Below are 22,791 nucleotides of genomic sequence, written 5' to 3' on the forward strand. Positions count from 1 at the left end.
ATCAGATGAAATTTTTATATGCACATATAAAACTGCCATTTCTATTGGTAATGCTGCTGTTTTCCTTGCAGACTACAGCACAACAGGTACCAGATACATACGTTTTCGTTGTACTGAAAGGAGGTTCACTTCCGGAAGTATTGCAGCAATTAAGTAAAGAAACATCTACCTCTTTTACCTACAACCCTGCTGTTCTCAGTCGTTTTCAAATAGGTGCGAGAAAATATAGTAAAGTCACCGTAACCTCGATCGTGGCAGACCTGCTGAAAGAAACTGGCTATGATTATAAATATAACGGTAAGGGATTTATCATCTTTCCGAAAAATAAGCATCATGCATTGCCTGATGCGGTGCTGCAGGCTTACGGTACGGTAGCGGTGCCAGGTTTGTTCACCGGCCTGATTGTGGATGAGAAGAATAAACCATTGAGCTTTGCCAGCGTAAAACTTGAAGAAACACAGGATCAGCAGACATCTGATGTAAACGGTAGTTTCTCTTTTAAAATTCCTGATACCAGGCAGGTAGCACACCTCACGATCAGCTATATGGGAAAACAAACCCGCGAGGTTTTACTTACAGCCGCCGATTATAAACAGACTCCTACCTATATGCTGAAAGAACTGAGTCTGACCCTGGAAGGTATCCATGTCAATGCGGTACAGAAAGGAACAAATTCCAATTCTTCCATCGTATTTGACAGAGAGGCAATAGAACAATCACAGGCCTTTTCCCTGGCGGACCTGCTAAGTGCATTACCAGGGAGGGAAGTGAAGGCGCCAGACCTGAAAAACGTACAGACCCTGACATTGAGAACAGCCAGTACAGATGTAGCATCCAACCTGAACGCTCTTGGGGTGACCTATATCGTTGATGGTATAGCACAATCCAACGACGCAAATATGCAATCTAAAAGCCTGTCCATGTTTGGACTGAGTACCTCCATGATAAGGCCTTACGGTGAGAGAGGATTTGACGTCCCCTTTACCGGATTTGACATGCGTGATATTCCGGTGAATAATATTGAACGTATTGAAATTGTTTCGGGTGTTCCATCTGCAAAGATCGGGAATGCAACTACTGGTGCAGTGATCATCGACAGACAGGCTGGTTACTCGCCCTGGGCTGTAAATGTGGGTATCAATGGATATACTACACAATACTCAATGGGAAAGGGTTTCGACCTTGGTAAAAAACTGGGTGCACTGAATATTGCTGTTAACCACCTTCGCTATAATGCAGATCCCCGTAACATGCTGCAATCATACGACAGAACAAATCTGAGTGTAATGTGGACTGATTATCTCACCAGTAAATTAAAAAATACTGTTGCTGTTTCCTATGTCTACAGAAATGATAATTTAAGATCAGATCCTGAAGATGACCGTGAACAGGCTGTTTACGCGAAAACAAATAATATCAGCTTTACCAACAGGATGAGTTATGAGGTGAATAGTAGCTTCTTGCGAAGGGTAAGTCTGAACCTGGGTTATTCGCATGCACGCCAGGAATCCTATTCACAGTACCTTATCAATGCACAGCCGAAAGCAATTGCAGATAAAGACACAACAGGAATTTATGAGGGCTACTATATTCCGGGAAACTATACGGCTATTGATCACGTACTGGGGCAGCCGAATAATGGTAGTGCGGATTTAAGTGCAGAAGGGGCCTGGCTTTCCGGAAACATAGAGCATACCTGGAGTATTGGATGGAACACCACCATTAGTTACAATAATGGGGAAGGGGTAATCGTGGACCCTGCTGCGCCCCGGTTTGTTAACCAGAGTTATCAGAATCAACGTCCCTACGCCTATGAGTTTTTGCCGGCATTGATCAATAGCGGATTTTATATTCAGGACCATTTTAATGTTTTTCTGGGGGATAAAAAACTGACCCTGGACCCCGGCCTGCGATATGATATCCAGAATGGATTTGGGACACTTCAACCCCGTATCAACACATCTTTAACGTTGAACAGGCACTTCACCACCACCCTGGGTTTTGGCACCTCTTCCAGGGCGCCGGGTATGGCCTACCGTTATCCTGCACCATCTTACTTTGATATCCCGGTGTTGCTGGTATACGACCAGCAGCCTGAAAAACGACTGGTATTGATGTACACGGAAAAGGTTACGCCGGACAACAGCTACCTGCGTCCAATCCGTTCTACGCAGGTAGAGTGGGGCTGGAAATACAGCGATAAAAAAATTGCCACCTCCTTATTTTTCTATTACAGAAATATGCGTGGTGGATTTAATACCACAGCTGACCAGAAAATGTACTCCCTTCCCGGTTATGATTATGATACAATTGGCGGGAAAATCCATTATTACCCCAACGGGAAAAGTAAGAACGTAACGGGAATGGCATTGAGTCGGGTGGTGAACGATGTAAACACGGATGATATTGGGGCAGACTGGTTGCTGAGTGTGGGGAGAATAAAACCTATTGCTACCACCTTTAGTTTTTCTGCCGGCATGGCTTACAGTAAATATGGAAGTCATTTAAACAGGATATACCTGGAAACGAGTTCTTTGGCGGTTTCCAATAATGTGTGGTATGGTTTGTTTTCTCCGGTGAATTATGAAGCCTGGGCTTTTAATGGGAGAATCAATGCCTCCACGCATATACCCAAACTAGGTTTCATTGTGAACCTTACTACCAACCTGTCGCTCTATAAACGACAAAGAAACTTCAATAACAGCAACAGGTTTCTCGGGTATACTGACCTGGACAACATATATCACCCTGCAGAAGAACTAAGTCCGGATAGTCCGATTTTCAGATTATGGAGTAGCCTGGATACCAGTGCATACGATAACGCTGAACCTTTTTATTTCACCTTCAACATGCAGGTAGTTAAAGAGATAAAGAAGAAGATCAGGTTTTCCGTCAATGCCTACAATGTTTTCAACTTACTAAATCAGAAATACTACGACAAGACCAATTTAGTGAAAACCTTTTCACAACCAGTGGTCTTGTCAGGAGAAATTGCATTGAAATTCTAAATAAACTTCTATGAGAAAAATTCTTTTTACACTGCTATCAGCTTTAGTTTTATCTGCCTGTCATAAAGATAAGGCAGCACCTTTGCAACCGGTGGATATTGCAGTGTCTTTACAGCTTTCTGCCGACAACAGTGTGAGCATCCCATATAAAGGAGCCGTTGTGACGCTTACTAATGCGACCAACAATAATAAGTATAAAGACAGTATCAGTACAGATACCAATACTGTATTTTTTCAGAAGATGATCCCGGGGACTTATAATGTTTCTGTAGAGCTGAAACTATCTCCGGAAGCATATCTGGCTGCAACGGGCCAGAAAGTGGCAGGAAGTGTCATTTACACGGGTACATTAACAGCAGCTGCTGTGTCGCCGGAGAATAATCTGAAAGTAGACATCAAAACAGGTGGTGGTTCCGACAGCTGGGTGATCAAGCAGATTTACTATGCAGGTTCGGATACAAAAGATGGTGCATTGTTCAGAGACCAGTTTTTTGAGATATACAATAATTCAGATCATGTACTGTATGCCGATAGTCTTTATTTCGCGCAGGTGGAAGGGGTTAGTACCGCTTCAAGCAGTCTGGATCTTTCAAAGGGGTATTACCTGAAAGCTACCGGTCAGTGGGATTGGTCGCTGTCTGCCGGTAATACCGTTGCCAATGCCAATACGGATTATGTTTATTCTTCGATGATTTTCCGTATTCCCGGCAACGGCAGCACCTATCCCGTACAGCCAGGAAAGAGCCTTATCATAGCGCAAACAGCCATCAACCACAAGGTACCGTTTACCGATATTAACGGAAAAGAAGTAGGCGTAAGAAATCCGGATCTTACTGTAGACCTGAGCAAGGCGGACTTTGATGTATATATGGGTAATTTCCCTGGTACAAATCCATTGGCATCTGACCTCAATACTTCCACTACACACGTTACCGTTATCGCTAATCCTAACCGCGATCTCATTCTTGATAACCTCGGCAGAGAAGGGCTGATAATATTTAAGACTACCGCTGATATTAAATCTACCTGGAAACTATTGCAGACACCTGACAACAATCCTAAAGATACCAGGTTGTATTTCCAGATTCCAAAAGCTGGTGCTCAGATTTTTGATGCAGTGGAAATGCAGCCGACAGATATAGCAAAGCACACGCCTAAGCGTCTTCCTGCTGATCTGGATGCGGGATTTGCGTATGTGCCCAATGGTGCATACAGTAGTCAGGCTATCCTGCGAAAAACACAGAATAAAGTTGATGGACGTATCGTATTGCAGGATACCAATAATTCTATCCTGGACTTTGTGGTCATCAAGGCAGACCCTTCCAAAAATGCATTTACCAGTAAATAAACGCCAATAAAAGATCGCATGAAGAAGATATCAATGTTGATGCCGGCGCTGTTATTGTCTGTGGTGACCTTTGGCCAAAAGGAAATCACAGCAGACAGTATCTTTAATTATGAACCAGCAATGAGCCGCTATCAATGGGCATCACAGTCTATTGCCAGTTTACAGTTTTACACAACCAGTGATGTGGGAATTGTGAAAACAGGCATCAGCAATACAGCAGGAGGGTTCAGGCTGGCACAGCTGCCACAGCAACATTCGGTGATATCTTTTGAGAGCGAAGGTATTCGTACACTTGGCCGCTTCAGGGTATACGGGAATTTTTCATATAGCCGTACCAGCGATGACAGTATCGTCTGGCAACTGCAGGGATTACCTGACCTGAACCGGCCATACTTTCTTGCCGCCAGAAAGGCTGGGAATTTCGAACGGCAGCAGTATCGCATCAACGGGAGAGTAGCCTACGAGGCCATACCCAACAAACTATTAATAGGCAGTGGCTTTTATTATCTTTACAATACTGCTTTCAGGGATATCGATCCCCGGCCGGGAGTGAAGGATTTTGAGCTGCGTGTAAGCCCGGAAGTAGCCATCATAGCAGGTAAGCATATTCTTGGGCTGCAACCTTCTGTAGGGTATGCATCTGAAAATACGCAAACATCCTACCGCAGCAAAAAATACCAGTACGGGTTAGACAGCTTTCCGGAGCGTCGTACCTATATGGTGATGGGAATGGGCTATCATATGCCACGGCCGGGCTCCGACCAGAATATCCGTACCACCTCTTCTTCCTCAGGACTGAAACTAACAGAAATGTACCAGCGCAATGACTGGACGCTACAGGCATCCCTGGCGTATGACTGGCGCAGATATAAAACAGGGACTTTCCTGGAAAGCTCGCTGAAACAATCGGTCTGGGGAACATATACGCTGGAGGCATACAACTTTAACCTGGGGATTTACAAAGGAAATCAACATAGCTTGCAGCTGAGTGCAAAAGTTTCTGCCGGAGAGGATATCAACCGTTATTCCAACGGTAATAATCAGCCTCCCCTGAATGGGAACAACTACGTATACCGGGCCACTGATGTTCAGTTATATTACGCTTATGCCGGAACGGCACAAAAAGGCTTATCTTTTGGCTTTGATGCCGGAGCAGAGCTACAGCATTCATCCAGGCAGGATTTCCTGAGTACGCAGCAATTAGATTATACCATTATTACACCAGCAGCAGGAGGTACGTTGAATGGCCAGCTAAAAAATAATGACCACTTTAAAGTTAAGCTGACTGCGGGTATGTATCTGCCATTGCAAACGACGGTAGCAGTGGCGCCATTACAGATCGATGAATTGGTAACGGATGTATTGTACCACGATTATTATTATTGGAAAAGTGTAGCAGGTAGTGTGGGAGCAAAAGTGGTTTATATTTCCCGTAGAATATTTAAGACAGTACCGGCTGGATTAAGTGCGGAAGTAAAGTATATAAAGAAGTTAAATACAGATAATTATCCCCTGGCAGAAATCAGGGAAGTGGGGCCGTACCGTTTACAGTATGGAGTTTCATTTAATATTTATCTATAAGGAAGCAGCATTATAAATCAATGAAACGAACGATCATTATTATTACCTGTTTGCTGATGCTGGTGTTTGCGTCGGCATTGACAACGGGTAGCAGCCACGTGCAACAGGAAGCAGATAGCCTGCGTGCTTTGTATGCGCGACCAGTGGCAATGTGGCCGATGCCGGTCATCGATTCCGGGGTACAATGGAAAGAGCTGGAAGCGATTTTACCGGATACAAATCTGCCGCGCTTATTGGAGCAACCGGATGTTAACCTGGGGAAGATGCTATTTTTTGACCCGCGATTGTCGGGTAGTAACCAGATCAGCTGCAGTAGCTGTCATGATCCGGACCTGGCATGGGCAGATGGCCGCAGGGTTTCCCTGGGTAATGATCATTTGCAGGGCAGCCGCAACACCCCTTCACTGCTCAATATTGGTGAGGCACACCGTACTTTTTTTTGGGATGGGAGGTCTGAAAGCCTGGAAGATCAGGCTATCAACCCTATTGCCACACATCATGAAATGAATATGGAGCCGCCGTTACTGGCAGAGAAACTTGGAAAAATTGCCGGATATAAAAATCTGTTTCAGCTGGCGTATGGTGCTGATAATATTACAATAGATAGAATTGTACAGGCCCTGGCTGCTTTTGAAGCAACGATAAAGAGTCGTACCAGCAGGTTCGATTTGTTTGTAATGGGTAATTATAAACGACTGAGCGATCAGGAGATACAGGGATTGCATTTATTCCGTACCAAGGCCAGGTGCATGAATTGTCATAATGGTAAATATTTTACGGATGATGCATTTCATAATATCGGGCTTACTTATTATCAGCGTAAGTATGAGGATCTGGGAAGATATACCATCACTGGCGATCCTGCAGATGTAGGACGTTTCAGGACGCCGTCGTTACGTGATGTGATGCTGACCAGGCCATGGATGCATAACGGGCTGTTTGATAATATCGAAGGAGTGATCAATATTTATAACAGTGGCATGCAGATGATGAAGCCCAAGCCTGGGCAGGAGCAGGACACTTTGTTTCCGCATACAGACAAACTGATGCAGCCTTTGCATCTTAGTACAGACGAAAAGCAGGCACTGATTGCATTTTTGCAGTCTATAACCGGAGCGCCTTATAAGATGAGAAGGCCGGAACATCTGCCACAGTAAATAGAAATTTTATTGCATAAGCTGTCTCAAAGCCAACCTTGAGGCGGCTTTTTTATTACACGTTTTCTTCCACAAAATGATGCGGGTATTTTAGCCAGTATTGCTGATAGACAAAATCGGAATTTTCGTCTAAGTTTAGCTGGTACATCCGGAAGATGACCAGCTTATTCTTAGGTTGCCACTGTTCCTCGTAGGAATAGCAATACTTCATGCCGAGATTTTTCATGACGTTGCCGCTCCTGGGATTGCTGACATCATGCGTGGCGGTAAGGTAGGGGATGCCGCTCTTGCGGATAGCTTCCACCACGGCCTTTGCTGCTTCTGTAACAATGCCTTTATGCCACCAGGACTGTTGTAAGGCATAGCCAAAATCGTGGCTGTCGTCCGGACTTACATTGACATACCCTATAGGGGTGTCATTTTCTTTCAAACATATGGCATACCGGAAGCCCAGGGGAGCGTCGTAGGTTTTCAGGTAATACTCCCGGAGGTAGTCCTGTGCTGCGGTCAATGTTTCAAACGGAAATACCGGAATGAAGGTATTTACCGCCGGATCATTCATGAGGTCCCGGAAAGCTACCACATCATTTTCAGTAAACCGCCTGAGTATCAGTCGTTCTGTATGGATAGTGGGGGTGTTATTATTCATATGCTGCAAAATTATGGGCTTCTTTATCCTATCTCTCTAAAAAAATAATTTTAAAATAAGCGATCGCTTACTTATTTTTGCGTCATGCGATATAGAGATGAAGATAAAATTCAGCGGATCAAGGAGAAAGCTATTGAAATGATAGCGAAGGAGGGGTATGAAAACTTCGGGATAAACCGGCTGGCGAAGGCGGCGGGGGTATCACCGGCAACGATCTATATCTATTACAAAGACAAGGACGACCTGATTGCGAATATTGTATCTGAGGCGAGTGATGGCATGGTGCAGGCGATTTTTCATGATTTTGACCCGGAAGCCAGTTTTGAGGAAGGGTTATGGAAGCAGTGGAAGAACAGGGCCAGCTACTGCCTGAAGGAGCCGTTACTGAACTGTTTTATGGAACGTATGCGTAATACAGATATAGGCAACATCCAGCAGGTACAGATCAATAACCAGATGAAGGAGTATTCCGCTGCATTTATGTCTAAGGCATATGAAAGGGGAGAGCTGACCCGTATGTCGCTGGAAGTATACTGGTCTGTGGCATTTGCGCCGCTGTATACCCTTATTCGTTTTCATCAGCAAGGCAAGAGCTTTGACAGGCGCCCATTCCAGCTTACTGATGACATATTGAGAGAAGCTTTTGATCGCGTCATAAAATCTTTTAAATAACATACAAAACCTTTCGTTATGTAACCGCTTCTTTTAAAATCCGCCGGAAACTGTATCTATTTTTTGTATTCTATAAATGAATGCTTGCTTATTAATAGTTGTATATGAAAAGAGAAATCCCCTTTAGTGGTGAGCAGAAGCTCATCGTATTAATGTTAGCCCTTACTCAGTTCACCGTAGTTTTAGATTTCATGGTATTGTCGCCATTGGGAGATATGCTGATGAAATCCATGCAGATAAAGCCTGATCATTTCGGGATTGTAGTGGCGGCCTACGCCTTCAGTGCCGGTGCTTCCGGCCTGCTCACGGCGGGCTTTGCAGATAAGTTTGACCGTAAGAAACTGCTGATATTCTTTTATGCCGGCTTTATGTTGGGCACATTATGCTGCGGCCTTTCTACAAATTATCCCATGTTGGTGGCATCGCGTACCATCACCGGTATTTTTGGTGGCGTAATAGGTTCTATTTCCATGGCTATTGTGACGGACCTGTTTCCGCTGGAGCAGCGTGGCCGCGTGATAGGCTTTGCCCAGATGGGTTTTGGTGCCAGCCAGGTATTAGGTATTCCTGTTAGTTTATATATCGCTAACCGCTGGGGCTGGGAATCACCTTTCTTTATGGTGGTGATACTGGCTGCGATTATAATGGGTATGATTGTATTCAAGTTGCCTCCTGTAACGGCACACCTGAAATTGCAGCACGACAGGTCTATTGTACAACACCTGTTAAACACCGTAAAGAAAAAGGATTATCGTATAGCCTTTACTGCTACTGCGTTGTTATCTATCGGTGGCTTTATGATGATGCCATTCGGAAGTACCTATGCGATCAACAATCTGCATGTAACACAGGAGCAATTGCCGATACTGTTTACGGCTTCCGGTTGTGCATCGCTGGTAATTATGCCGCTGATAGGTAAACTGAGCGACCGGGTAGATAAATTCGGACTGTACACCGTTGCCGCCTGCTGGCTGATGGTAATGGTGGTTATCTACACTAATATCAACCCACAACCTTTGTGGGTACTGATTATCATCAACATACTGATGCTGGGTGGTATCCTTGCACGTATGGTACCTGCCACCACCATGGTAACGGCTATTCCTGTCATGGAAGACAGAGGTGCGTTTATGAGTATCAACGCATCGCTGCAACAGATTGCCGGTGGTGTAGCCGCTGTATTGACCGGATGGATCGTAACACGAAAAGATAACTTTTCGCCACTAGAGCACTATGATACCGTTGGCTGGGTGGTCGTTGGTTTTAGTCTGGTCAGTATTGTACTGTTAGGCAGGGTAAGTAAAATGGTGAAGGCTAAGCAGGCCAGGTCCGAACAACCTCCTGTATCGCCGGAAGCTATTTCGGAAATCGCTTAATATTTAACACGCGTCTTTTTTAAAGGCAGCTCCGGACAATTTCCGGAGCTGCCTTTTTTAATTATTAATACAAATTTAAAGCGCCTGACACTTACGTGTAATCACACGGGTTATATAGCGAAGCCCGCCGTTGGCGGGCATTTCGCTGGCATCATTCTTGATGCCTACGGGCATAAAAATCTGCTGCTTATTAATGCAGTTTCTGTGTAACAGTTTTGTCGGGAATGCAGTAACAATGTGCAAAAATATATTCTGAACAGGGGCACTCGTCATCGTCGTATATGCGTTGTTACGGAATCCAGGAACCATCTTTATTTTAAAACCGGGGCATTAAAATTTTATGAAAAAGAAGGCGAGCATGTATATGTCTGTGCTATGTCTGCTGCTGGAGATACCCTCCATATACGCACAACAGGCCAGATATACCGTCAGTGGATACGTAAGAGATAAAAAGAACGGAGAGACGCTGATAGGCATATCTATTGGAAAACCAGGTACCAGCATCGGTACCGTTACCAATCAATATGGTTTTTATTCCCTGACATTGCCTGCCGGCGATCAGGAATTGCAATTCAGTTATATTGGTTACAATACTTTTAAAACAACCGTACACCTGCAGCAGCATGCCAAACTGGATGTTAGCCTGGAACCCGCCAGCAGCCAGCTAAACGAAGTTACCGTTAAAGGCAGCAGCGCAGAGAAAAGTATCAACTCACTCAACACCAGCGTCAACCGGCTGGATATTCAGCAGATGAAAAAATTACCCACTTTTCTGGGGGAAGTAGATGTGTTGCGTGCCATCCAGACTTTGCCCGGCGTGCAAACTGTTGGCGACGGCGCTTCCGGGTTTAATGTACGCGGAGGAAACAGCGACGAAAACCTGATCCTGCTGGATGAAGCGCCTGTGTACAACGCCACTCATATGCTGGGTTTCTTTTCGGTATTTAATCCCGATGCGGTGAAAAGCCTGGACCTCATCAAAGGCGGCTTCCCGGCGGCATATGGCGGAAGAACATCTTCCGTACTCGATATCCGCATGAAGGATGGTAATAATCAGCAGTTTAATATGAATGGTGGTATCGGCAATATCTTCAGCCGGTTATCTGTGGAAGCACCGATCGTAAAAGATAAATCGTCTTTTATTGTGGCAGCCAGAAGGTCGTATATTGATGTACTCATGAAACCCTTTACCTCAGGGGATATGAAAGATACCAAACTGAACTTTTATGATCTTACTGCAAAGGCGAACTTTAAATTCAATGATAATAATACCCTCTTTCTGAGTGGCTACCTGGGCAGGGATGTATTCGGACTGGGAAATGATATCAACATGAGCTGGGGTAATGCCACGGCCACTTTACGCTGGAACCATGTGTTCAATAATAAACTCTTTCTGAATCTTTCTACCTACTACAGCAAATATGATTATAGTCTGCGCTTTACCAACCTCAGCAACAAATCATCGAATGAACCGGAACAGGGTTACGACTGGACATCCAACATTATCAACTATGGGCTGAAGCCTTCGTTTACCTGGTTTATAAATGCACATAATACCATTCATTTTGGGGCACAAGGTGTTTACTATACCATAAAACCCGGCACTGGTGTAGGTATACAGGGAGACACCCGCAACGTGAAGCAGCTGGCCGATCAGCACGCACTGGAATCTGCTGTATACATCGACCATGAATATAAGCCCGACACACATTTCGGGATACAATACGGCGCCCGTGTTTCTGTCTATCAGCTACTGGGAGCAGGCACGGCCTACTACTATGCAGACACCACGCCCGGCGTGCGTAAGCGCCTCATTGCACAAAAAAATTATGGCGACTGGGCATTCATGAAAAGGTACCTCTACTTTGAACCGCGTATATCCATGCGTTATGCATTTACGGCCGAACATGCCGTAAAGCTGGCCTATAGCAGAACAACGCAGTTCATGCACCAGCTGTCCAATACCGCCTCTCCAACACCACTGGATATCTGGACGCCAAGTACCAATAATATTCAGCCAATGGTAGCTGACCAGTATACCGCAGGGTATTTTTATAATGCGCCGAATGATAAATATGAGTTTTCCGCAGAAGTATTTTATAAGTGGATAGATCACCAGGTAGATTATATCGATAATGCCAACCTGCAGTTAAATCCCCAGATAGAAGCGGATTTGCTGCCATCGAAAGGACGGGCATACGGGCTGGAGCTGTTTGCAAAGAAAGACATCGGGAACACGACGGGATGGATCAGTTATACACTTTCCCGCACCGAACGCAGAACGCCGGGTATCAGTCTGAGTGAATGGTTCCTGAACAGGTACGACCGTACACATAATGTAAACGTTACTGCTACACATAAGGTCAGCAAGCGTGTATCCGTTTCCGGTAATTTTGTTTTTGCCTCCGGAACACCGGCCACCTTCGCTGATAACCGCCTTGAATTCCAGGGTTGGGATATCCCTTACAATAGTACGGACAAGCGCAATGGCTATCGCCTGGCGCCTTACAACCGCCTGGACCTCTCGCTGACACTCCGTGGAAAGCAGCTACACCGCTGGAAAGGGGAATGGGTGTTCTCTGTCTATAATGTTTATGCCAGACGCAATGCCTATACCGTTTACTTCCGGCAGGATCCGGACGACCCGACAAAAAAAGAAGCCGTAAGGCTTTCCATCATCGGTACCATCATTCCTGGTATCACCTATAATTTCAGTTTCTGACAGCTATAAAATTGCTTGCTATGAGAAAAATAATCTGCTTTATATCGCTGGTATTGCTGGCAGGTTTTACGGCCTGTGAGGACAACATTGGCCTGGATGTACCTGAAGGGAAGTCGCTTCCCGTAGTGGACGCCTGGATTACCACGGAGCAGGGGATTCAAAGTATACGTATGACGATGTCGGTGCCTTATGCCGATCCCGATTCTGCGCCCGTTATAAGAGATGCGAAAATCATTTTAAATGACCTTACCACCGGCAGTAGTTATCCTTTTACGTTTAACAACGGTGCATATACCTACGATGCCAGCGCCAAACCTATTGGCTATGTAGGACACGTATATAAAATACATATTGAGTACCAGCACGAAATACTGGAAGGGGTGGACTCACTTAAAAGAGTACCACCGGTTGATTCTATTTTATTTGGTCATAAAACCAAGGAAGAAGCTGTATCCGGTGTAGAAGGCTTCTATGCTAAATTTTTTGCGGTAGACTTTCCCGGAGAAGGTGATTATTACTGGATCAGGTCGTACAGGAATGATACCCTGCACCGGGTGGAAGACCTGCTGTCTATTGATGGTTCACTGGCAGGAGGTATTTCAGATGGAACACCTTTTATTCTGCCGCTCACCCAGCGTATCACAGATTATGACCGTCCTTTCAAGCTGAATGAAACGGTCATTGTGCGTTTATCGGCGCTGAGTAAAAACAGTTATGATTTTTTGTGGCAGGTATATCAGCAGCTGAATGCGGGAGGTTTGTTTGCGAAGGTGCTGGAGAATGTGCCTACGAATATACAGAATACCGATCCTAAGGGTAAGGTAAAGGTACTCGGCTGGTTTGGTACATCTGCGGTAAGCAGGGGAGAAAGAAAAATTAAATAAAGCATTTTACCCTGTGTAGAAAATAATTCCGTGTTATGTTTATTTTTTATTGTTTTGTTCTGCTGTAAAGGTAGATGATTGTTCTTTTTTTCTTTATATTTTGTTTGGAAAGATATTTATTCTTAAAATTGCCCTCATAATATCTTTTTTTACTGTTTGATACAGAAATGGTTGCTGTTGTACGCAGCATTAAAAGGGAACGGTGTTAAAATCGCCGGCTGTCCCGCAACTGTAAGTAGTTACCTGAATCCTGTCCAGCTTTATGTTCATTGTCACCTGAAGACGAGAAGAACGGACACGGATACTACGAGCCAGGAGACCTGCCTTTTCTGCATGTTGACAATACTTTCGGGGATTGAAGTGGGTCAGCTTTCGGGTATACTTGCTATTACTGACGTACGCAGTGATAAGGCCGGGTATCCTGCCCACTATTCCCGCAGAAGGTATTGAAGTAAAGATGATCACCTGTCATCATTCACTTTAAAACCGACCGGGCACATGATTACGCATAACCTGGGCTATCCGAGAATGGGCGCCCACCGTGAATTGAAAAAAGCCAATGAAGCTTACTGGAGTGGTAAAATCACCGCCTTTCAGCTGGAACAAACGGCTAAGGATATACGCTTAAACAACTGGTATCTGCAGAAAGATGCCGGCATAGATATCATCCCCAGTAATGATTTTTCTTACTATGACCATGTGCTGGATACCTGTCTGATGGTAGGAGCGATCCCTACGCGTTATCACGACTTGCTGGTTGAAAAGCAGCTGCCACAGCTGGATTTGCAGTTTGCCATGGCACGCGGCTACCAGAAAGATGGCATGGATATTACTGCCATGGAGATGACCAAGTGGTTTGATACCAACTACCATTATATTGTTCCTGAATTTACACCCAACCAGCAGTTTACACTCTTCTCCGAAAAAATTATATCACAGTTCGCCGAAGCCAAACGTGCGGGCTTCCAGACCAAGCCGGTAATACTGGGGCCTGTTTCCTTCCTGTTACTGGGTAAGGAAAAGGGCAGGAGCTTTCACCGGTTGCAGTTGTTGAACCGCCTGCTGCCGGTATACCTGGAAGTACTCACGAAGCTCGATGAACTGGATGCACATTATATTCAGTTCGATGAACCTTGTCTTTCCCTCAATTTAAACAGAGTAGAACTGGATGCCATTGCAAACAGCTATGCTGCTATTCATAAGGCATTCCCGCACCTGCACCTGATCCTGGCTGCATACTTCGAATGTTATGGCGCCAACCTGGAAGCCGTACTGAAGCTGCCGGTACAAACACTCCACCTGGACCTGGTACGTTGCTCTATGCAGCTGGAAGATATTCTGGCTACAGATATACGCAAAACAAAACTGCGTTTATCCCTTGGCGTAGTCGATGGCCGCAACATCTGGAAGAATGATTTCCGCAAATCCCTGGAGCTGATCAACACCGCAAAAGCTGCGCTGGGTGAAGACCGCCTCCTGGTGGCGCCTTCCTGCTCCCTGCTGCATACTCCCTGTGATCTCGACCTGGAAACAGACGAAAAAAATCTGCCTGCTACCATTAAAAACTGGATGGCATTTGCAAAACAAAAGCTGGACGAAGTAAAAACACTGGCTGTTCTGGCGGGAGAAAATCCTACCGTCAATGCGCAACAGGAGCTGAAAGATAACGATGCCGCGATGGAATCGCGGAGAACATCTCCGCTCATCCACCGCAAAGCAGTAACCGACAGGGCTGCGGCGGTGACAGCAGCAGATGCAGAAAGAAAGCATGCTTTCCCGGTACGTAAGAAAGCACAGCAGCAGGTGCTGGGATTGCCTATGTTCCCGACCACTACTATTGGCAGTTTTCCGCAAACAGCTACTGTCCGCTCCTGGCGCAGTAAATGGAAGAAAGGAGCACTAAGTGCTGCGGAATATGATCAGCTGATCAAAGAAGAAACAGCGGCATCTATCCGGTGGCAGGAATCTATCGGTATGGATGTGCTGGTACATGGCGAGTTTGAGCGGAACGACATGGTAGAGTATTTCGGAGAACAGCTACAGGGCTTTGTATTTACCCAAAATGGCTGGGTACAGAGCTATGGCAGCCGTTGCGTAAAACCACCGGTTATTTTCGGTGATGTGGAGCGCAAGGAAGCCATGACTGTTTACTATACACAATATGCACAATCCCTGACTTCGTTGCCGGTGAAAGGTATGCTGACAGGCCCCGTTACTATTCTGCAATGGAGCTTTGTCCGGAACGACCAGCCAAGAGCGGCTACCTGCCTGCAAATTGCCCTGGCAATCCGGGATGAGGTGAAAGACCTGGAAGCAGCCGGTATTAAAGTGATTCAGATAGATGAGCCGGCCTTGAGAGAAGGTTTGCCGCTGCGCAAGGAAAACCGGGAAGCTTATCTGGATGGTGCCGTACGCGCATTTAAGGTAGCAGCTTCCGGTGTGGCAGATACCACGCAGATACATACGCATATGTGTTATGCAGAATTCAACGATATTTTTGAAAGCATCGCCGCACTGGACGCGGATGTGATCACGATAGAAACATCGCGTTCGCAGTCCGAGTTACTGGAAGGTTTTGCTAGTTTCAAATATCCTAACGATATTGGCCCGGGTGTTTATGATATTCACTCACCACGCATTCCTTCGGAAGAAGAAATGGTAAACCTGATGGAGCAGGCCATGGCAGTGATTCCTGCTGAGCAGTTATGGGTAAATCCTGATTGCGGCCTCAAAACCAGGGACTGGCCGGAAACCAAAGCTGCAGTGGCTGCCATGGTAGCAGCTGCTAAAACCCTGCGCAATAAGGTTCCTGCCTGATCCAATATGGTAAAAAATTGAAAATATTTTACAATGACGATAGAAGAACGCATACAGGCATCGGAAACACATATCTTCAAAGCGATATTTCCCGATAGTACCAATCACTACGATACGATGTTTGGTGGTACGGCCATGTATCTGATGGATGAAGTGGCTTTCATTACTGCCACGCGATTTACGCGGAAAAAAGTAGTAACTGTATCTTCAGATAAAATTGATTTTAACAAACCAATTCCTGCGGGCAGAATCATTGAACTCATTGGTCGCGTATCGAAAGTGGGTAACACCAGTATGAAAGTAACGGTGGAGATTTACACGGAAGAGATGTACTCTGATGCCCGGGAAATGGCTATCAACGGAACATTTACGTTTGTAGCCATCGACGATGAGAAACGTCCTGTGAGCGTGCTCTGATGTTAGCGTTTTAATTTTCTTGCCATCCCGTCTCTACTGCAGAGGCGGGATTTTTTTCTTAAAACAACCATTAATTGCCAGTTGTTATCGGATATATGTCTGGTACTAATTACAATATTGTCAACAATACGAAGGAGCTGCAGTTCGAGATCAGCGAAGGTGGGGAGAAGGCGATCCTCACATACCGGTTTTATAAGGAAGATATAGCCTTCATGCATACCACCGTGCCTGCAGGCCTAACCGGTAAGGGTATTGCCACCTTGTTAGCCCGTGCTGCCTTCGATTATGCGAAGTCTCTCAATAAGCCAGTGATGGTATACTGCCCCTTTGTGGCCAGCTTCTTAAAAAAGCACACGGAATACAGGGTACAGCTCGACCGTACTTTCCATCATTAACCTCCGGTTTCTGATAATTATTTTCATACATAAATATTTGTTTATAATTTATAAATATTTATTATTTGTTGTAGAATGATTATCTTCTGTTTTTAGGGATGGGTATTGCGTTTCACCCATTGATGGCTGTTTTACCATTGTTGCCGGCTTTGATTTATCGGGTGAAAGCGCTACTTTCGGAACCTGTAATACATCCAACTTTAGACTGCGGTAAACCCCTATACTGTTTATGGTTTTCAACTCATTCGAGTTTGCATTATTTCTGCCAATTGTTTTCCTGCTCTATTGGTTTGCGGCGCGAGGTTCGCTGATGGTTCAGAATTTAATATTGCTGGCAGCGAGTTTTGTCTTTTATGGCATGTGGGACTACCGTTTCCTGTTCCTGCTGTTCTTTTCTATTTTGCTGGACTATACTTCCGGGATAATGATACACCAGGCAGTGGGTACCCGGAAGAAAAAGATATGGCTGACGGCAAGTATCGGTATAAACTTAGGATTCCTATTCTTTTTCAAATACTATAATTTCTTTGTGGCTTCCTTTGCGGACCTCCTGCATGCGGGTGGTTTTCAGCCGCATCTCTGGACGCTGCGTATCATACTGCCGGTAGGGATCTCTTTTTATACCTTCCATGGCTTGTCTTACGTGATAGACGTGTATTACGGAAAAGTAACCCCTACAAGGAATTTTGTCAACTACGCGTTGTTTGTCAGCTTCTTTCCCTTGCTGGTAGCGGGGCCTATAGAACGTGCCACGCATCTGCTTCCGCAAATAGAGCGGACACGGGTATTTGATAGCAGCAAGGCCGCCGATGGCCTGCGGCAAATACTTTGGGGCCTGCTTAAAAAAATGGTTATCGCAGATGGCTGTGCCTTTTATGCCAACCAGATATTTAATCATTCCGCCGATTATAATGGCAGCACGTTGCTGACAGGGGCGGTACTGTTTGCGTTTCAGATCTATGGCGATTTCTCGGGTTACTCTGATATGGCTTTGGGCATAGCGCGGCTGTTTGGTTTTGAGTTGCTGCGCAATTTTGCCTATCCCTATTTCTCCCGCGACATTGCTGAGTTCTGGCGCCGCTGGCATATTTCGCTGTCATCCTGGTTTAAGGATTATGTGTATATACCGCTGGGAGGTAGCAGGGAAGGACGTTTCAAGGCAGTGCGAAATACCTTTGTCATCTTTTTGCTGAGTGGGTTCTGGCATGGCGCCAACTGGACATTTATCATCTGGGGGGCGATTCATGCAGTGTATTTCCTGCCATTGCTTTTATCTGACCGTAACAGGAAAAATATGGAAATAGTGGCACAGGGGCGGATATTACCTTCTCTGAAAGAAGGATTGCAAATGCTATCCACATTTCTGCTGGTAACACTGGCCTGGGTATTTTTCAGGGCAGAAAATGCAGGACATGCATTTGCCTACCTGCGGGAGATATTTTCGCTGAGCCTGTTGCAGAAGCCTGTCATATTCCCGATGACGATGTTGCTGCTGGTAGCATTGTTTATGCTGGTAGAATGGCAGGGAAGGGCCTATCCCTATGCATTGGCTAACATCAGTATAAGGATGGGGCGTCCGGTACGCTGGGCGGTATACCTGGTGCTGCTGTTTGTTATTATCCTGCTGAAGTCCGAACAACAACAATTCATTTATTTTCAGTTCTGATATGAAGTCGTTTATTCTCCGCATACTCTTATTTACGGCAATCTTCACCGGGTTGCTGCTATTGCTGGGACCACCGCTGGCGGTGCCTGGCGAGTTTGATTATGTTGGCGGTATTGTGGTGAAGCATGCCCGGCTGAATGCCTTGAAGGGCCATCGTGTTATTTTTGCCGGCGGCTCCAATGTGGCGTTCGGGCTGGATAGCAAAATGGTTGAAGATGCCATTCATCAGCCGGTGGTAAACCTGGGATTGCATGGCGGACTCGGACTGGATTTTATCTTACAGGAGCTTGAACATACCGTGCGTGCGGGAGACGTAGTGTTTTTGTCGGCAGAATATTTCCTGGAAAGCGGTCGCTACGACCTGGATTATGCCGCCGGAGAATTTTTGCCGGAGGCAGCTGATTATTATCAGCAGGATTATTATACGACTTTCAAACACCTGGTAGAAGCGAAGTTTGACCAGGTATGCTATAACCGGGATAAGCTGCTGTTGCGCTTTAAGCCCGTAGTGATCCGGGAAAGAAAGGCAGAACTGGAAAAAGTATATTCCCGTCATGCATTTAATAGTTATGGAGATGTAGTGGCACACCTGGACCTGCGTCCTGACGGGGCGCCAGCAACGCCGCTGAAGCTGCAGGCAGGTTACTGGGATGGTATTGCCAAAATCAACAAGGCGAATGAGATCATTAGTGCAAAAGGAGCGAAGCTGTATTTCCTGTTCCCGACATTTGCGCAATCCTCCTATGCTTTCAATAAAGCAGTGATCGATCAATACCAGGCTACCATACGCGCCGACCTGAAAGTGCCGGTAGTCAACAAGCCGGAAGATTTCGTATATCCGGATAGTTTATTTTTTGATTCTTACTATCATCTGACTAAAAAAACAAGAATTTTAAGGACAGAGAAGATGATCAGCCTTATACGTCCGTATGTGGCTACAGCAGCCGATCCCGGTGCACAACTGACTTATAGCAGTCATTAAAAAAATGGCATTCCGCTAAATAATTTTTACATTGCCTGCAAAAATAAGCACGGTATGGATAGGTTATTTACAGATGAAACCTTTAAGCAGCAAGACTTTGCAACGAATGGATTTCCGGCAGGTGAATATGAAAACTGTAAATTTCTGCATTGTGATTTTTCCAACGTCAGTTTTGCAGGATGCATTTTTGTGGAGTGCGCATTTAGCGATTGTAACCTGAGTATGGTACAGCTGAATAAGACAGCCATGCGGGACGTACGTTTTGTGGGTTGTAAGATGCTGGGACTTCATTTTGATACCTGCAACGACTTTGGTTTTGAAGTGAGTTTCGATGGCTGTAATCTGCAACATGCCTCTTTTTATAACCGCAACCTGAAGAAGCTCCAATGTAAAAACACCATCTTACGCGAGGTCGACTTTACACTGGCGGACCTGAGCCAGGCTGTATTACAGGACTGTGACCTTATTGGTGCCACCTTTGATAATACCAACCTCGAAAAAGCAGACTTGCGGAAGGCGACGGGTTATATTATTGATCCTGAGCGCAATAAGATCAAGAAAGCTAAGTTTTCCCTGGCAGATGTGGCAGGTTTGCTCATGAAGTATGATATTACCATTGAGTAATACGCTAGCTGTTTATCACAGTATTATACCTGGTTTCGCGCTTCATGTGGCAGGGTGTCTCCGGATAAATAAAATCTAAGTAAGCTATCTATTAGATGTCTCTGTTTAGATATTAATAGGCATAAAGTTTATTTTGTTAGATAAAATCTATAAAAAAGAAAAAATCGTTGAAAAATTTGGAATAAAAAGGCGGTATGTTGTATATTTGTATTGTTGAATGAGAAACACACAACATATTGTGGGGTGATGAAACTGGCAGACATGCCCCCTTGTCTCGGGGGTGAGGAAAACGGGATAAACAGCAGCGTAAACAGCTAACCACTAACTTTTTTTGCTTCTGCTAACTGCCTCGTGTAGGTTCGACTCCTACTCCTACAGCTACTAAACGACCTGGCACCGAGGTCGTTTTTTTATTTGATTTGGATATATGTAGTTAACTACGTAGTTTTATACTAAAATTGATAGTTATGTTACCGGAAATCAGGATAGAAAAGGTTTATAATGATTCCTCAGCAGCCGTAATAGATATTATTATTCCCATACAGACCAGGGAATTTGGCGTAAATGTAACCCTGGCGGATCAGCCGGACCTCCAGCAGATCGACAGTTTTTACCATGGTTCGGGTGGTGGATTCTGGGGGATATATGTGGGGGATACGCTGGCAGGAACAATTGCCCTGATCAATATCGGGCATGAGGCGGGCGCCATCAGGAAAATGTTCGTTAAAAAGGAGTACCGCGGCAAGGAATACGGGCTGGCACAACGGCTGCTGGAGCACCTGATTGCCTGGTGCCGGGAAATGGGCATTAAAGACCTTTATCTTGGCACGGTGAATATCCTGCATGCGGCCATTCGCTTCTATGAACGCAATCAGTTTCAAGTAATTGCCAAAGCCGACTTACCTTCGTATTTCCCCCTGATGAGTGCGGACAATGTATTTTACCATCTTGCTATATAAAAATAATTACTATGCGGAACGTAATAGACGAATCAGGTATCCTGGCCATTTCAACGCGGCTGCAGCGTGTTGCGGAACAGCTCCGGAAAGACGGGCAGCAGATCTATAAAGCGCATGGGATCGACTTTGAGCCGAAATGGTTTCCGGTAGTATTTAGTTTACATAAGAAAGGCACCATGAGTGTTACAGAGATCGCGCAGGAGATAGGTTATACGCATCCTTCTACCATTAGCCTGCTCAAGGAGCTGGAAAAGCAGAAGCTGATCCGTTCCAAAAAAGATAAACAGGATGAGCGCAAGCGGCTGTTATTACTCACAGACAAAGGCCAGGAGCTGGTAGCAGGGATGGTACCCATCTGGCATCGTATGGAACAGGCGTTGGCAGCACTGACAGCTACAGAACACAACCTGATGCTGGCGATAGGAGAAGTAGAGGCAGCAATGGCCACAAAAAGTTTTTTTGAAAGAGAGCAACAGCTGCCCTGAGGCAGCTGCTTTTATTAGTGTTTGGTTTCGTAAATCTCATCTATATTTTTCGCTTCCGTGTTATATCCCTGTTGGAAGTTGAACTGCCGGAACCCTTTCGTATCGGGGATTTTAACAGTATACCCCTCCAGTGGCTCCAGTTCCACGATTACATTCGACAATTCACTGTCGACCATATGTCCACCGCCTTTTTTATCAGCAGAGAGGAAATGAAAATGATAACCGGAGATATTGGTGTTATCCATATAAGCCGGCAGCCGGTATCCGACAAGGTCGCCGGAGACCTGCCTGAATTCGAAGAACTGCTGTTGCTTTGACCAGGTTTTGAAATCCGGATAGGGTGGCTGTGTGGCCACAGGTGGCAGTGCACGGGATTTTACATACGAAAACTTACCGCTGATATGGATGGCGTACATCCCGTTCTGATTGGGGAAGAGGCTGTCCAGGCGGCGGTATAGTTCCTGCTTGCTGATGGTTTCGTTTATACGTATACGTATGGTAGGCCGGAAATTATTCACCATGGCAAAAGGTACTTTGTAATTATCCGGGAGTTCGCTGGTTTTACCGTCGGAGGTGGTCTGGTAGGCCTTTCCGTTAAAGATTAGTAATTCGCCGTTGATTTTGTCTGGCGCACCAATGCCGAAATCTCCTTTGGTTTTTAGTTCTCCGATAGGATAAAAGCCGTCATAGAGTCCGCCGAGCAGGCCAATGGCAATGCCTACGGTATGTAATTCGTGTGGTTCGGACTGGCTATAGGCAAAGCTGGGGTAACACGTCATTACTAACATAAACAGGTATTTCATGAATCTTAATTTTTGGGTAGCGCCAAATTAGGCATTTTTCAGGTAGATTTTTTTAGGGAAGATGATAAATAATTATGAAGATAGCCGCTGTTGTGCAATGGCAGGGGAGGCAGGCCGGTAATATACCGCTGAACGACGTATTGTGGCGGTTTTAAGTACGTGCTGTGGTGTATTGGCAGTCGATTTTTTAGTGTGGTATCCTGATCGTCACTAACATTTTACAGTATGGGGAGATTATCCGAAAAC

At 45.4% G+C, this 22,791-nt stretch carries 18 protein-coding genes and 1 riboswitch; of the genes, 16 read left to right on the forward strand and 2 right to left on the reverse strand.

All coding sequences use genetic code 11. From position 1 onward, the window contains the following. Nucleotides 1-5 precede the first annotated feature (5 nt). From F3J22_RS12910 to F3J22_RS12925, 4 genes are read left to right on the forward strand one after another with little or no spacing between them, the layout of a single operon-like run. On the forward strand, nt 6-3,008 hold the full coding sequence (locus F3J22_RS12910; RefSeq protein WP_167017748.1) for a carboxypeptidase-like regulatory domain-containing protein: 3,003 nt from the start codon (nt 6-8) through the stop codon (nt 3,006-3,008). A 10-nt stretch (nt 3,009-3,018) separates the two neighbouring features. Further along, nucleotides 3,019-4,356 carry a DUF4876 domain-containing protein gene (locus tag F3J22_RS12915; RefSeq protein ID WP_167017750.1) on the forward strand — a complete coding sequence of 446 codons (1,338 nt, stop codon included), beginning with the start codon at nt 3,019-3,021 and terminating at the stop codon, nt 4,354-4,356. An 18-nt stretch (nt 4,357-4,374) separates the two neighbouring features. Then, complete coding sequence (locus F3J22_RS12920) at nt 4,375-5,937, forward strand: DUF6850 family outer membrane beta-barrel protein (RefSeq protein ID WP_167017751.1); 1,563 nt, start codon at nt 4,375-4,377, stop codon at nt 5,935-5,937. A 20-nt stretch (nt 5,938-5,957) separates the two neighbouring features. Beyond that, on the forward strand, nt 5,958-7,094 hold the full coding sequence (locus F3J22_RS12925) for a cytochrome-c peroxidase (RefSeq protein ID WP_167017752.1): 1,137 nt from the start codon (nt 5,958-5,960) through the stop codon (nt 7,092-7,094). Between the two features lie 55 nt (nt 7,095-7,149). Here F3J22_RS12925 and F3J22_RS12930 read toward each other — a convergent pair whose 3' ends face one another. Then, entirely contained in the window at nt 7,150-7,743 is a 594-nt protein-coding gene (locus F3J22_RS12930) for a GNAT family N-acetyltransferase (protein ID WP_167017753.1), read from the reverse strand. 84 nt (nt 7,744-7,827) lie between these two features. Between F3J22_RS12930 and F3J22_RS12935 the strand changes: the two genes are divergently transcribed. The 12 genes from F3J22_RS12935 to F3J22_RS12990 all read left to right on the forward strand — a co-directional run bounded on the left by F3J22_RS12935 (nt 7,828) and on the right by F3J22_RS12990 (nt 21,742). Further along, the gene (locus F3J22_RS12935; RefSeq protein WP_167017754.1) at nt 7,828-8,415 is read left to right on the forward strand and encodes a TetR/AcrR family transcriptional regulator; all 588 of its coding nucleotides are present in this window, start codon (nt 7,828-7,830) and stop codon (nt 8,413-8,415) included. A 104-nt stretch (nt 8,416-8,519) separates the two neighbouring features. After that, on the forward strand, nt 8,520-9,791 hold the full coding sequence (locus F3J22_RS12940; protein WP_167017755.1) for an MFS transporter: 1,272 nt from the start codon (nt 8,520-8,522) through the stop codon (nt 9,789-9,791). A gap of 340 nt (nt 9,792-10,131) precedes the next feature. Next, a complete protein-coding gene (locus F3J22_RS12945; protein ID WP_167017756.1) occupies nt 10,132-12,513 on the forward strand; it encodes a TonB-dependent receptor in 2,382 nt (793 codons plus the stop codon). A gap of 20 nt (nt 12,514-12,533) precedes the next feature. Next, nucleotides 12,534-13,397 (forward strand): DUF4249 domain-containing protein, encoded by an 864-nt coding sequence (locus F3J22_RS12950; protein WP_167017758.1) that lies wholly within the window; start codon nt 12,534-12,536, stop codon nt 13,395-13,397. 151 nt (nt 13,398-13,548) lie between these two features. Then, a riboswitch (cobalamin riboswitch) is annotated at nt 13,549-13,740 on the forward strand. A 155-nt stretch (nt 13,741-13,895) separates the two neighbouring features. Then, complete coding sequence (gene metE / locus F3J22_RS12955) at nt 13,896-16,214, forward strand: 5-methyltetrahydropteroyltriglutamate--homocysteine S-methyltransferase (RefSeq protein ID WP_167017760.1); 2,319 nt, start codon at nt 13,896-13,898, stop codon at nt 16,212-16,214. Between the two features lie 33 nt (nt 16,215-16,247). Next, nucleotides 16,248-16,631 (forward strand): acyl-CoA thioesterase, encoded by a 384-nt coding sequence (locus F3J22_RS12960; protein ID WP_167017762.1) that lies wholly within the window; start codon nt 16,248-16,250, stop codon nt 16,629-16,631. Between the two features lie 74 nt (nt 16,632-16,705). Continuing rightward, nucleotides 16,706-17,026: a GNAT family N-acetyltransferase gene (locus tag F3J22_RS12965; RefSeq protein WP_240155046.1), complete on the forward strand. Its 321-nt coding sequence runs from the start codon at nt 16,706-16,708 to the stop codon at nt 17,024-17,026. A gap of 229 nt (nt 17,027-17,255) precedes the next feature. Further along, nucleotides 17,256-18,692 (forward strand): MBOAT family protein, encoded by a 1,437-nt coding sequence (locus tag F3J22_RS12970; protein WP_167017764.1) that lies wholly within the window; start codon nt 17,256-17,258, stop codon nt 18,690-18,692. A 1-nt stretch (nt 18,693) separates the two neighbouring features. Then, nucleotides 18,694-19,674: a hypothetical protein gene (locus tag F3J22_RS12975; protein ID WP_167017766.1), complete on the forward strand. Its 981-nt coding sequence runs from the start codon at nt 18,694-18,696 to the stop codon at nt 19,672-19,674. A gap of 54 nt (nt 19,675-19,728) precedes the next feature. Next, nucleotides 19,729-20,298, forward strand: a complete 570-nt coding sequence (locus F3J22_RS12980) for a pentapeptide repeat-containing protein (protein ID WP_167017768.1) — start codon at nt 19,729-19,731, stop codon at nt 20,296-20,298. A gap of 467 nt (nt 20,299-20,765) precedes the next feature. Further along, nucleotides 20,766-21,257, forward strand: coding sequence for a GNAT family N-acetyltransferase (locus F3J22_RS12985; protein WP_167017771.1), 492 nt, complete (start codon nt 20,766-20,768; stop codon nt 21,255-21,257). Between the two features lie 11 nt (nt 21,258-21,268). After that, nucleotides 21,269-21,742, forward strand: a complete 474-nt coding sequence (locus tag F3J22_RS12990) for a MarR family winged helix-turn-helix transcriptional regulator (RefSeq protein WP_167017773.1) — start codon at nt 21,269-21,271, stop codon at nt 21,740-21,742. Between the two features lie 14 nt (nt 21,743-21,756). Here F3J22_RS12990 and budA read toward each other — a convergent pair whose 3' ends face one another. Continuing rightward, on the reverse strand, nt 21,757-22,545 hold the full coding sequence (gene budA / locus F3J22_RS12995) for an acetolactate decarboxylase (RefSeq protein WP_167017775.1): 789 nt from the start codon (nt 22,543-22,545) through the stop codon (nt 21,757-21,759). Nucleotides 22,546-22,791: the final 246 nt, after the last annotated feature.

The organism is Chitinophaga sp. Cy-1792, assembly GCF_011752935.1.
Classification (GTDB): Bacteria; Bacteroidota; Bacteroidia; order Chitinophagales; family Chitinophagaceae; genus Chitinophaga.

Excerpts from the sequence above, each read along its gene's own strand:
- F3J22_RS12925 (WP_167017752.1), top strand. The coding sequence starts at position 5,958 with ATGAAACGAACGATCATTATTATTACCTGTTTGCTGATGCTGGTGTTT.
- F3J22_RS12970 (WP_167017764.1), top strand. The coding sequence starts at position 17,256 with ATGGTTTTCAACTCATTCGAGTTTGCATTATTTCTGCCAATTGTTTTC.
- F3J22_RS12990 (WP_167017773.1), top strand. The coding sequence starts at position 21,269 with ATGCGGAACGTAATAGACGAATCAGGTATCCTGGCCATTTCAACGCGG.
- metE (WP_167017760.1), top strand. The coding sequence starts at position 13,896 with ATGATTACGCATAACCTGGGCTATCCGAGAATGGGCGCCCACCGTGAA.
- F3J22_RS12975 (WP_167017766.1), top strand. The coding sequence starts at position 18,694 with ATGAAGTCGTTTATTCTCCGCATACTCTTATTTACGGCAATCTTCACC.
- F3J22_RS12960 (WP_167017762.1), top strand. The coding sequence starts at position 16,248 with ATGACGATAGAAGAACGCATACAGGCATCGGAAACACATATCTTCAAA.
- F3J22_RS12945 (WP_167017756.1), top strand. The coding sequence starts at position 10,132 with ATGAAAAAGAAGGCGAGCATGTATATGTCTGTGCTATGTCTGCTGCTG.
- F3J22_RS12940 (WP_167017755.1), top strand. The coding sequence starts at position 8,520 with ATGAAAAGAGAAATCCCCTTTAGTGGTGAGCAGAAGCTCATCGTATTA.
- F3J22_RS12915 (WP_167017750.1), top strand. The coding sequence starts at position 3,019 with ATGAGAAAAATTCTTTTTACACTGCTATCAGCTTTAGTTTTATCTGCC.
- F3J22_RS12930 (WP_167017753.1), bottom strand. The coding sequence starts at position 7,743 with ATGAATAATAACACCCCCACTATCCATACAGAACGACTGATACTCAGG.
- budA (WP_167017775.1), bottom strand. The coding sequence starts at position 22,545 with ATGAAATACCTGTTTATGTTAGTAATGACGTGTTACCCCAGCTTTGCC.
- F3J22_RS12980 (WP_167017768.1), top strand. The coding sequence starts at position 19,729 with ATGGATAGGTTATTTACAGATGAAACCTTTAAGCAGCAAGACTTTGCA.
- F3J22_RS12950 (WP_167017758.1), top strand. The coding sequence starts at position 12,534 with ATGAGAAAAATAATCTGCTTTATATCGCTGGTATTGCTGGCAGGTTTT.
- F3J22_RS12920 (WP_167017751.1), top strand. The coding sequence starts at position 4,375 with ATGAAGAAGATATCAATGTTGATGCCGGCGCTGTTATTGTCTGTGGTG.
- F3J22_RS12985 (WP_167017771.1), top strand. The coding sequence starts at position 20,766 with ATGTTACCGGAAATCAGGATAGAAAAGGTTTATAATGATTCCTCAGCA.
- F3J22_RS12935 (WP_167017754.1), top strand. The coding sequence starts at position 7,828 with ATGCGATATAGAGATGAAGATAAAATTCAGCGGATCAAGGAGAAAGCT.
- F3J22_RS12910 (WP_167017748.1), top strand. The coding sequence starts at position 6 with ATGAAATTTTTATATGCACATATAAAACTGCCATTTCTATTGGTAATG.